This window comes from Plasticicumulans sp. (genome assembly GCF_035331805.1).
Classification (GTDB): domain Bacteria; phylum Pseudomonadota; class Gammaproteobacteria; order Competibacterales; family Competibacteraceae; genus Plasticicumulans.
In genome coordinates this window covers 1-10,969 of record NZ_DAOLKE010000100.1, presented here as the reverse complement: position 1 = coordinate 10,969, position 10,969 = coordinate 1, and the positions used below count along the sequence as shown (strand labels likewise).

Below are 10,969 nucleotides of genomic sequence, written 5' to 3'. Positions count from 1 at the left end.
GGGAGTGCTCGTGTCGCTGACGTATAGCGCCCGGCACCGGCGCGCGCGCGACCTGTCGCAAACCCGACAGGGGCCGACAATGCGGGGGCGCGAGCCCGGGGCGTGGTTTCCTGATGAGGATCAGGTTGTTACGCAATCGTGCCGGACTGGCATCGCCTGTGCAGTGCAGCATTTCCGGTACGACCGCCCCCTCACTGCCCCCGGAGATGCCGCGATGTCCGAGTCCGAAGTCGAGCCCATCACGCAGGAAGCCGCGCTGCGCGTCGCCCTCGCTGCGCGCGCCATGCCGAACATCGCGCTGGCGCAGCTGGTGCAGGTGCTGCACAACCGCCTCGGCGATCACATCGACACCGACAAGCTGCGCACCGTCACCGTCACCGACCTCAAGACCGGCCTCGGCAGCGTCGACGGCGAGGAGGACAACGAGGACATCCTGATCGGCCTCGACGCGATGAAGATGGCCGTGCGCATCCTCTGGGGCGACGACGACGGCGCCGCCGACCTGCCGCCGGTCGAGTCCTACGCCGAGGGCGACATGCCCGGCTCGGTGCGCATCGCGCTCGCCTCGGACAGTGGCACGACGCTGAACGGCCACTTCGGCTCCTGCCTGCGCTTCCTCGTCTATCAGGTCTCGCCGACCGAGAGCCGGCTGGTCGGCATCCGCGACGCGCTCGAAGCCGACTTCGCCGAGGACAAGAATGCCTTCCGCACCTCGCTGATCAGCGACTGCCACGTGCTGTACGTGGTGTCGATCGGCGGCCCGGCGGCGCCGAAGGTGATCCGCGCCGACATCTATCCGATCAAGCGTCCCGAAGGCGGCGAGGCCGCCGAGGTCATCGCGCAGTTCCAGCAGGCGATGATCAAGTCGCCGCCGCCGTGGCTGTCGAAGATCCTCGGCGTCGCCGCCGGGCAGCGCGTGAAGAACTACGACGCCGGCACGCGCGCCTGATGGCCGCGGCCGCAGGTCGCCGGCAGGCGCCGGCGACGGAGACGGGCATGACCGAAAAAGACCGCTTCGAGGCGGCCACGGAAATGGTTGCCACCGCGATCCAGACCGCCGGCGTGTTCGGCGAGAACCAGCGCATCACGCGGCTGATCGTCGGCAACCTCGGGCGCATGGCCGCCGAACTCGACGCCGAACCGGGCAGCCCCGGCGGCCGGGCGCTGATCCGCCATGCGCTGGCCGGCATCGATGCGGCCGAAGCAGCGCTGGTGCCGAAGCTGATCGAAGGCTTGCAGGCGCTCGATCGCGACCCCGGCTGAAAAGCCTGCGCGCCGGCCAGCGGCCGGGACGGGGCGGCGACGGGCCGGATTCAGGCCGTCGCGCCCTCCAGCACCTCGATGGACTCGCCGAGCGGACAGGCGCGCACGGCCGCCGCCAGCACGCGGATCGCCGCCGGCCGCGGGAAGCTCTTGCGCCAGGCCAGCGCGACGACGCGCTTCGGCGCCGGTTCCGTGAACGGCCGCACGCTCAGCAGTTCGGGCGCGCTGGCGTAGGCGGTCATCGAAGTCTGCGGCAGCACGGTCACGCCCATGCCGGTGGCGACCATCAGCCGGATGGTTTCGAGCGAGCTGCCTTCGAGCGTGCGCTGCATGTTGTCGGCGTCCGAGGCCACCGCGGCGCGGTTGCACTCGGGGCAGACCTGCAGCACCTGGTCGCGGAAGCAGTGTCCGGGGCCGAGCAGCAGCAGATCCTCCTGCGCGAGCGCGTGCACGTCGATCGCGCGCTCGTGCTCCAGCGCGTGGCCGGCCGGCATCACGACGACGAAGGGCTCCTCGTACAGCGCCTCGGTCAGCACGCCGCTCTCCTCGAAGGGCAGCGACAGGATCAGCACGTCGAGCTTGCCCTGCTTCAGGCGCTCGCCGAGCACGGCCGTGTAGTTTTCCTCGATCTGCAGCGGCATGTGCGGCGCGACGCGCTTCAGGCGCGGGATCAGTTGCGGCAGCAGGTAGGGGCCGATCGTGTAGATCGCGCCGAGGCGCAGCACGCCGGCGAGCTCGTCCTTGCCCGACAGCGCCAGCGCCCGGATCGCGTCGGCTTCCTCCAGCACGCGCTGCGCCTGCCCGACCACGCGCCGGCCGACCGGCGTGACGGTGACCTCGCCGGGGCCGCGCTCGAACAGCACGACGCCGAGTTCGTCCTCGAGCTTGCGCACCGCCACCGACAGCGTCGGCTGGCTGACGAAGCAGGCCTCGGCGGCACGGCCGAAGTGGCGTTCGCGTGCCACCGCGACGATGTAGCGCAGTTCGGTCAGCGTCATGTACGGGCTTCCTCGGCTGAGAACGCCGCCGCAGCCGCAGCCGGTGGGCGATCCGGGCCGGCGTCAGGGCTTGCAGGCGTCCTCGGGCGGGCCGGCGAGGCATTTCTCGCAGCTTTCGGCCTGGCTGCCGGCCGCGCCGGCGGTATAACTGGTGTCGCAGGCGCCCCAGGTGCCGCGCGGCATGCCGCTGAACGGTCCCTCGGGCTTGTCCTTCGCGACGCAGACCCACATCTGGTAGCAGGACGGAAACTGCCGCATCGGCTTGCCGCGCGGGATCCACGCGCCGTCGGCCGCGACGGCCGCGGCGGCCATCCCGGTGAGGGCCAGTCCGGCGACGATTCCGGGGATCGAGGTGCGCATCGTCATCTTGCGGTCGCTCTCAGGCGGGTCGGTCCGCCGTTCCTGGCCGACCGGAGCACCGATGGTAGCCGCCTGCCGGCGCCCGCAACAAGAAATCCGCGCCCCGCACGCGCCGCGCCCGCCGGTTTCACCTGCCGGAAAAGCCCCTGCCTCCGGCAATCCCCGCTGCACGCCCCGAAATCGCCATTCGGCCCCGGCCCGCCGCCGGAGGCGGCCGGCGGCGCGATTGCCACCCCGCACGTTTGCGTGTAGTTTTGCGCGCGGCTGGAGCACCCGGCATCCATAACGAGATCGACACAGATCGACAAGGCCGGGCAAGGGGTTGGCAGCGTTTCGGCGTACCGTATTCGTGGCTCCCGCGGCCGTTTCCGGCTGCGAGCCTTCCTCCGCAGGCGACAGACCCGTCCGGCAGCTCCGGCCTGCCGGTGCGACCTGCGCGTTTGCTGTACGGACCATCCCGCCGCAACGTTTCCGGCCCCGAACATCGGGGGTCGCGACAAGTCATCAGGTCTTTCCAGCCTGACGCGCCGCGTGAACAAGTCTGTCCGCCGCAGCGAGCGGACGAGGAAGGAGGTCTCATGGCTTACCAGCACATCAAGATGCCCGCCACCGGCGAGAAGATCACCGTCGTCGACGGCAAGCTCAGCGTTCCGGACCAGCCGGTCGTCGGCTACGTCGAGGGCGACGGCATCGGCCCCGACATCACCCGCGCCTGTCTGCGCGTGTGGGATGCGGCGGTGGAGCAGGCCTACGACGGCAAGCGCAAGATTCACTGGTGCGAGCTGTTCATGGGCGAGAAGGCTGCCGAGATCTACGACGGCAACTACTTCCCGGACGAAACCCTGGAAGCCCTGAAGGACCTGATCGTCTCGATCAAGGGTCCGCTGACCACGCCGGTCGGTGGCGGCTTCCGCTCGCTGAACGTCGCGCTGCGCCAGGAACTCGACCTGTACGCCTGCGTGCGCCCGGTGCGCTACTACGCCGGCGTGCCCTCGCCGATGGTGCACCCGGAACTCGTGGACATCGTCATCTTCCGCGAGAACACCGAGGACGTGTACTCGGGCATCGAGTACAAGGCCGGCACGCCCGAGAACGAGAAGGTCGCCAAGTTCCTGCGTGAGGAAATGGGCGCCGAGTTCTTCGAGGGCGCCGGTCTCGGCATCAAGCCGGTGTCGGCCTTCGGCACCAAGCGCCTGGTGCGCAAGGCCATCCGCTACGCGATCGACCACAAGAAGGACTCCGTGACGCTTGTCCACAAGGGCAACATCATGAAGTTCACCGAGGGTGCGTTCCGCAACTGGGGCTATGAGGTCGCGCGCGACGAGTTCGGCGACGTGACGATCACCGAGGACGAGCTGTACAGCGTCTACGGTGGCGTGCAGCCGGAAGGCAAGATCGTCATCAAGGACCGCATCGCCGACATCATCTTCCAGCTGCTGCAGCTGCGCCCGGCCGAGTTCTCGGTGCTGGCGACGCTGAACCTCAACGGTGACTACCTCTCCGACGCGGCCGCCGCGCACGTCGGCGGCGTCGGCATCGCCCCGGGCGCCAACATCGCCGACTACGTCGCGGTGTTCGAGGCCACGCACGGCACGGCGCCGAAGTACGCCAACCTCGACAAGGTCAACCCGGGCTCGCTGCTGCTGTCCGGCGTGATGATGCTCGAATACATGGGCTGGCAGGAGGCCGCGGACCTGATCAACTCGGCGCTGACCAAGGTCATCGCCGACAAGACGGTCACCTACGACTTCGCGCGTCAGATGCCGGGCGCCACCGAGGTCAAGACCAGCCAGTTCGGCGACCTGCTGATCGCGAAGATCCGCGGCGAGACGGCCGCGCTGGTCGCCGCCGCCGAGGCGCACCGCGCCCAGGTCGAGGCCGAGAAGTCCAAGCTCGAGGAGCAGCGTCAGGCCAACCCGGCCGAGGCGATGAAGGAAGCCGGCCGCCAGCCGCATGCCGTTGCCGACATCATGCACAAGGTCGTCACCGTCAAGGGCACCGAGTCGGTCGCCGAGGTCATGCACATGATGCGTGAATCGCGCATCAGCTCGGTCGTGGTCGAGCCGGATGACAAGGGCGAATGGGGCATCATGACCCAGCGCGACATCGTGCGGAAGATCATCAACGCCAACCGCTCGCCGGCCCGCGTCGTCGTCAACGAGATCGTCAACCGGCCGCTGGTGATGGTCTCGCGTGACACCACGCTGACCGAAGCCTCGTCGAAGATGCTCGAAGCCAACATCCGCCGCGTCGTGGTCGGCGCGAGCGGCACGCCGATCGGCGTCGTCTCTGACATGGACCTGTTCCGCACGGTCGAGGAATACGGCTGGGGCGGCGAGTAAGCCCCGGGCCGCGGCTGCGCGGCGCCTTCCGTACGGACGGCGCCGGCGGTTCCCCGCAAGGGGGCCGCCGGCGCCGTCTTCATTTCTGCCGGGCCTGAAAATGCAAGGCCCCGCACGGGGCGGGGCCTGCGGGCGGCGGCGGGGCTGCCGGTTTCAGCCGAGGCGCTTCGGCAGCACGTCCTTCAGCTTCGCGTGCGCGTCGCGCAGCATGCGCTCGGTGGTCTCCCAGTCGACGCAGGCGTCGGTGACCGAGACGCCGTATTTGAGCTGCGAGAGATCGGCCGGGATCGGCTGGTTGCCGGCGTTGAGGTTGCTTTCGATCATGACGCCGAGGATCGAGCGGTTGCCGTCGACGATCTGGTTGACGACATCGTTCAGCACCAGCGGCTGCAGTTCGTGCTTCTTGCTGGAGTTGGCGTGGCTGCAGTCGACGACGATGTTGGCCGGCAGTTTGTTCTTCGCCAGTTCCTGCTCGCAGAGGGCAATGGTGACCGAGTCGTAGTTCGGCTTGGGACCGCCGCGCAGCACGACGTGGCCGTAGCGGTTGCCGCGCGTGCGGATGATCGAGCACTGGCCCTCGCCGTCGATGCCGAGAAAACTGTGCGGCTTCGACACCGACAGCAGCGCGTTGATCGCCACCGCCAGTCCGCCGTCGGTGCCGTTCTTGAAGCCGACCGGCGTCGACAGCCCCGAGGCCATCTCGCGGTGCGTCTGCGATTCGGTCGTGCGCGCGCCGATCGCCGCCCAGGTGATCAGGTCCGACAGGTACTGCGGGCTGATCGGGTCGAGCGCCTCGGTGCCGGTCGGCAGGCCGAGTTCGGCGATGTCGGTCAGCAGCTGCCGGGCGACGCCGAGGCCCTTCTGGATCTTGAAGGAATCATCCATGTCCGGGTCGTTGATCAGGCCCTTCCAGCCGGTGGTCGTGCGCGGCTTCTCGAAGTACACGCGCATGATCAGGTACAGCGTGTCGCCGAGTTCGTCGGACAGCGCCTTCAGGCGCCGCGCGTAGTCCATCGCCGCCGCCGGGTCGTGGATCGAGCACGGGCCGACGACGACGAACAGGCGCGGGTCACGGCGGTCGAGGATGGCCTCGACGGTCTCGCGACCGGCGACGACGGCGGCGCGGGCGTCGGCAGTCAGCGGCAGGCGCTTGTGCAGTTCCGCGGGGGTCAGCAGCATCTCGGTCGAGACGACGTTGACGTTTTCGATCTGGGCTCTGGTCATGGCCGCACTTCCCTGGAAGGGGGGAGGAGAAAACGGCTGCGGACAGCCGGTTAGGCGTGCGATACGCAACGGGATGCGCGGTTTAGCGCGCGTGCGCGGCAGGCGTCAACCGGCAGTTGCCGGAGCCTCGGCCGCCAGGCGCTCGCGCACCCAGCTCACGAAGCGCGCCACGCCCGGGCGGCCGGTGTGCGCCGGCGGGCAGACGGCGTGGAAGTGCTGACCCTCGCAGCCGGCGAGCGGCCACGGCGCCACCAGCAGGCCCTGCGCCAGCTCGCGCCCGGCGAAGCGCGGATCGACCAGCGCCCAGCCCATGCCGGCGACCGCGGCTTCGAGCATGTGTGCGGTGCTCGCGAAGTGCGCACTCGGCAGCGGCGCCGGCTTCAGGCAGCCGGCGGCATCGAACCAGCGCTGCCATTCGGCGTCGCGAAAGGCGCTGGCAAGCAGCGGGGCGCCGTCGATCAGCGCGCCGGGACCGCTGCCCGGAGCGAGCCGCGCGGCCAGATCGGGGCTTGCGACCGCGGTGATGCGTTCGATCAGCAGCTCCTCGTGCGCGAGGTGCTGCGGCCAGTGCCGGTCGCGGTCGCCCCAGCGGATCGCCAGATCGATCTCGCCGCTGCGGAAGTCCTCCTCTTCCAGCGTCGCGCGCACGTGCAGCTCCCAGTCCGGGTGGCGGGCGTGGAAGTCGGCGAGGCGCGGCATCAGCCAGCGCGTCGCGAACAGCGGTGCGCTCGACAGCACCAGCCGCCGCTCGCCGGCGAGCCGGCGCACGCGCAGGCTCGCCGCCTGCAGCAGCTCCATCGCCTCGCGCACGGCCGGAAACAGCTCCTGCCCGCCGCGCGCCAGCACGACGCGCTTGTCGAGGCGCTCGAACAGCGGCACGCCGAGTTCGCCTTCGAGCGCGCGGATCTGGTGGCTGATCGCCGAGGGCGTCACATGCAGTTCCGCCGCCGCGGCCTGGAAGCTGCCGAGGCGCGCGGCGGCCTCGAAGGCGCGCAGCGCGATCAGCGACGGCAGCCGGTGCGTCGCGGCCGGCTGCACAGATGAATTCAGTTCACGCATCGGGAAAATTCGTCGTTTGTCGCGGGTGTGGCAAGTCCATGATCCTGCGGGCGTCATCCAACCTGTCAGGAGATGCCGCCATGCAGCATACGCTTGAATCCCGCGACAGCATCCGCCGCCTCGCCAACGGCACGATCGACTACGACTGGTACATCGCCCGCGCCGACGCGCTGCGCCACGAGGCCCTGCACGGCCAGCGTCCGGTTGGTTACTCCGCGACCGGCCGCGGCAGCGCCCTGCCGGTGTTCGGTGCCCACGGCGCCGCGCACGGCGTCTGAACCCTGCGCGGCCTGTCCGCTCCCGCCCGGCACCCGAACCGATGTCATCCACCCCGTCCCGACCCTGCCCGCGCCGTCCGGCCGGACCGGCAACTCCGGTCCCGGCCGGGCGGCGTGTCCCTTCGCGCGCCCGGCCAACGGTCTGCCGCTGAGCGCCACGCCCGCCGTCACCGGCCCATCACGATCCCGCCACCGCTTCGCCGTGCGAACGTCACGGCCGCTTCATCGCCGCTGCCCAGACTCAGCCGACCTTCCGGGCCGGAGCGAGCGGGTGAACGAATGACGATGATGCGCGAGCGATCCTTCCGGTCCGTGTGGCTTTCGGACCTGCACCTCGGCAATGCCGACTGCCGTGCGCTCTGGCTGCTCGATTTCCTCGATGCCTGCACCTGCGAGCAGCTCTATCTGGTCGGCGACGTGCTCGATCTGTGGGAGATGGACCGCCGCGGGCGCTGGCCGGCTGCGCACGGGCGCGTGCTCGCGAAGCTGATCGCGCTCGCTGCCGCCGGCACGCGCGTGGTCTGGCTGCCCGGCAATCACGACGAGGCCCTGCGGGCGCATCACGGCCTGCGCTTCGGCGGCGTCGAGCTGCTGCCGGAGGCGATCCACGAGACCGCCGACGGCCGAAAGCTATGGGTCGTGCACGGCGACGGCTTCGACGATGCCGCGCGCGGCGGCCGGCTGACGACGCTGATCGGCGATCACGCCTACGATCTCGCGCTGTTCCTGAACCGCTGGAGCCGGCGGCTGCGCCGGCTCTGCGGCCTGCCGTACCGCTCGCTGGCGCTGGATCTGAAGACGCGCATCGGCCCGGCCGCCCGCGCCATCGGCCGCTACGAGCGCGCCGCCGCGCACGAGGCCGCGCGCCGCGAGGTCGACGGCATCGTCTGCGGCCACATCCACAAGCCCGAGCTGCGCACGATCGACGGCACGCTGTACGCCAACTGCGGCGACTGGATCGAGAGCTGCACGGCGCTGGTCGAGCACGCCGATGGCCGGCTGCAGGTGCTGCACTGGGCCGACGAGGCGCGCGTCACGCACGTCGATGTCCTCGACTTCCCGCGCGCGGCCGCTGCCGTCCCGGCAGCCGCGGCGATGGCGGGCCGCCTGGGCTGAAACCGGCCGGCCCGGCGTCTGGCCTGCACGGCTTTTTCCCGCAGCCGAAAGCCTGGCCGCCGCAGGTGCAAGGCTTCGAGCCTTGCACTTCGGGTCCGAAGCCTTGCACGCACGGCTTCGAGCCTTGCGCTTCGCGCTTCCAGCCTTGTGCGCAAGGCTTTTTCCCTTGCGGATCGCGCGCAAAGCCTTGCGCGTGCTGCTTCGGGCCTTGCGCTTCACGCCTCCAGCCTTGCGCGCAAGGCTTTTTCCCTTGCGGATCGCCCGCAAAGCCTTGCACGTGCGGCTTCGGGCCTTGCGGCTGCGTGTCCGCAACCGTGTGCGCGACGCATCCGGTCGCGCACACGTCCGCTTCACGCGCTCAGCTGCCGACCGGCCCGCCATCCGTGCGCCGGATCGCCAGCGTCGCCGAGCGCGGCCGGCCGCCGCCGGGGCCGTCCGGCCACTGGCTCCAGCGCTGCGGCGCGGTCGGGTCGTTGAACTCGGTGTTCGCGTCCAGCGGCTCGCCGGGGTGCTGGATGTTGACGAACAGCGTGCGCAAATCCGGGCTGAAGGCGATGCCGGTCAGCTCGCAGCCGACCGGGCCGGTCAGGAAGCGGCGGATCTCGCCGGTGTCCGGATTGGCGACCAGCAGCTGGTTGTTGCCGAAGACCTGATACGCGCCCTGCTTCGGTGCGAGCTGCGGATGCCAGAGCTTGCCGGTCGAGACATCGGTCTCGATCCACAGCAGGCCGCGCGCATCGAAGGCGAGGCCGTCCGGCGAGCTGAAGGCGGCATCGGTGTTGGCGGCGTTGAGTCCGGGCTGATTGCCGCGGGCACTGGCATCCTCGGCCTGCGGATCGCCGGCGAGCACGAACACCTCCCATGCGAAGCCGTCGGCGGCGTGATCGGCGCCATCCGGGCGCCAGCGCAGGATGTGGCCGTGCGGGTTCGGCGCGCGCGGATCGGCGGCATCGGCGCTCTTGCGGCCGCTGTTGTTGGTCAGCGTCACCGCGACCTCGGCGCGGCCCGGGTGGATGGCGACCCACTCGGTGCGATCGAGCTTCGTCGCGCCGCGCACATCGGCCGCGAGCCGGGTCTTCACCAGCACCTCGGCCTGATCGGCGAAGCCGTTGCCGGCATCGAGGCCGTCGCGTCCATGCACCAGCGCCCGCCACTCGCCGTGACCATCGGCGCCGAAGTGCGCGACGAACAAGATGCCGTCATCGAGCAGCGCCCCGGCCGCGGCGCGCGCCATGCCCGGCGTGTAACGGCCCTTGCTGACGTAGCGGTACAGGTATTCATTGGCCTGATCGTCGCCGAGATAGACGACGACGCGGCCATCGGCGGCCAGCGTCACCGCGGCGTTCTCGTGCTTGAAACGCCCGAGCGCGGTGCGCTTGACCGGCACCGCCGCCGGATCGTGCGGATCGATCTCGACCACCCAGCCGAAGCGGTGCGCCTCGTTCGGGTGCAGCGCCGGGTCGAAGCGCGGCTCGTGCTCGTGCCAGCGGTAGTCGGACTTGTCCTTGATGCCGTAGCGCTTTTCGAGCGCCGTCGGTTCACCGGCCGTGCGCGCGAAGTAGCCGTTGAAGTTCTCCTCGCAGCTCAGATACGTGCCCCACGGCGTCTGGCCGCAGGCGCAGTTGTTGAAGGTGCCGAGCACCGTCTGCGCCTGCGGATCGGCGGCGGTCGCCAGCAGCGCATGCCCGGCGGCCGGCCCGGCGAGGCGCATCGGCGTGGCGGCCGTGATGCGCCGCGCGTACTGCGACGGCGAGACCACGCTCCAGCGGCCATCGGCCTGCACCAGCTCGACGACGCTGACGCCGTGCGCGGCCATCGACTTCGCGACCTTGGCGGCGCTCCAGCCGTCCATGCCGTCGGCGAACAGCAGGCCGTGATCGACGTATTCGTGATTCAGCGCCAGCAGCGCGCGCGTGCCGTCCGTGCCGAGCGGGAACAGCGCCATGCCGTCGTGATGCATGCCGAACTGCAGCGCCTGCTCGGCGGCATCGTTGCCGGCATCGCTGCGCCAGCGCGGCTGCCCGGCCTGCGCGCCGACCGGATCGCCCCAGCGCGTCAGCACCGCCCATTCGTAACCCGGCGGCACGCGCACCGTGTCCTCGGTGCTGGTGGCGATGGCCGTGAAACCGGGCAGGCCGGCGAGCGCGGCAGCCGGGGCCGCAGCGGCCGCCGGCGCATCGGCAGCGGCACCGCTGCGCCCGAACAGCGCCAGCGCCGCACCGGCGGCACCGAGCTTCAGCAGCTGCCGGCGGCTGGCGGCCAGCGCCAGCAGATCGGTGAACCGCGGGCCGTGGCTGGGATTGACGATTTCGTCGTCGGCGGACATCGG

Annotated in this window: 10 protein-coding genes; 5 read left to right on the top strand and 5 right to left on the bottom strand. The window is 70.4% G+C overall.

Annotation, left to right across the window (positions count from 1 at the left end; genetic code table 11):
* Positions 1-214: 214 nt before the first annotated feature.
* On the top strand, positions 215-949 hold the full coding sequence (locus PKE44_RS09100; RefSeq protein WP_324550310.1) for a dinitrogenase iron-molybdenum cofactor biosynthesis protein: 735 nt from the start codon (positions 215-217) through the stop codon (positions 947-949).
* A gap of 47 nt (positions 950-996) precedes the next feature.
* On the top strand, positions 997-1,263 hold the full coding sequence (locus PKE44_RS09095) for a hypothetical protein (RefSeq protein WP_324550308.1): 267 nt from the start codon (positions 997-999) through the stop codon (positions 1,261-1,263).
* A 50-nt stretch (positions 1,264-1,313) separates the two neighbouring features.
* On the opposite strand, the gene PKE44_RS09090 is transcribed toward PKE44_RS09095, so the two are convergent.
* A complete protein-coding gene (locus PKE44_RS09090) occupies positions 1,314-2,261 on the bottom strand; it encodes a hydrogen peroxide-inducible genes activator (protein ID WP_324550306.1) in 948 nt (315 codons plus the stop codon).
* A gap of 63 nt (positions 2,262-2,324) precedes the next feature.
* Positions 2,325-2,627 (bottom strand): hypothetical protein, encoded by a 303-nt coding sequence (locus PKE44_RS09085; protein WP_324550303.1) that lies wholly within the window; start codon positions 2,625-2,627, stop codon positions 2,325-2,327.
* A 572-nt stretch (positions 2,628-3,199) separates the two neighbouring features.
* Between PKE44_RS09085 and icd the strand changes: the two genes are divergently transcribed.
* Entirely contained in the window at positions 3,200-4,963 is a 1,764-nt protein-coding gene (gene icd, locus PKE44_RS09080; protein ID WP_324550301.1) for an isocitrate dehydrogenase (NADP(+)), read from the top strand.
* Positions 4,964-5,116: 153 nt separating this feature from the next.
* On the opposite strand, the gene PKE44_RS09075 is transcribed toward icd, so the two are convergent.
* Together PKE44_RS09075 and PKE44_RS09070 are read right to left on the bottom strand one after the other, a co-directional pair.
* Positions 5,117-6,187: a 3-deoxy-7-phosphoheptulonate synthase gene (locus PKE44_RS09075; RefSeq protein WP_324550299.1), complete on the bottom strand. Its 1,071-nt coding sequence runs from the start codon at positions 6,185-6,187 to the stop codon at positions 5,117-5,119.
* Positions 6,188-6,292: 105 nt separating this feature from the next.
* Positions 6,293-7,246, bottom strand: coding sequence for a LysR substrate-binding domain-containing protein (locus tag PKE44_RS09070; protein WP_324550297.1), 954 nt, complete (start codon positions 7,244-7,246; stop codon positions 6,293-6,295).
* Positions 7,247-7,326: 80 nt separating this feature from the next.
* Here PKE44_RS09070 and PKE44_RS09065 point away from each other — a divergent pair, with 80 nt between their 5' ends.
* Together PKE44_RS09065 and PKE44_RS09060 are read left to right on the top strand one after the other, a co-directional pair.
* Positions 7,327-7,524, top strand: coding sequence for a hypothetical protein (locus tag PKE44_RS09065; protein WP_324550295.1), 198 nt, complete (start codon positions 7,327-7,329; stop codon positions 7,522-7,524).
* A gap of 288 nt (positions 7,525-7,812) precedes the next feature.
* Positions 7,813-8,640 (top strand): UDP-2,3-diacylglucosamine diphosphatase, encoded by an 828-nt coding sequence (locus PKE44_RS09060; protein WP_324550293.1) that lies wholly within the window; start codon positions 7,813-7,815, stop codon positions 8,638-8,640.
* A 358-nt stretch (positions 8,641-8,998) separates the two neighbouring features.
* Here PKE44_RS09060 and PKE44_RS09055 read toward each other — a convergent pair whose 3' ends face one another.
* Positions 8,999-10,966, bottom strand: coding sequence for a PhoX family phosphatase (locus tag PKE44_RS09055; RefSeq protein ID WP_324550312.1), 1,968 nt, complete (start codon positions 10,964-10,966; stop codon positions 8,999-9,001).
* Positions 10,967-10,969: the final 3 nt, after the last annotated feature.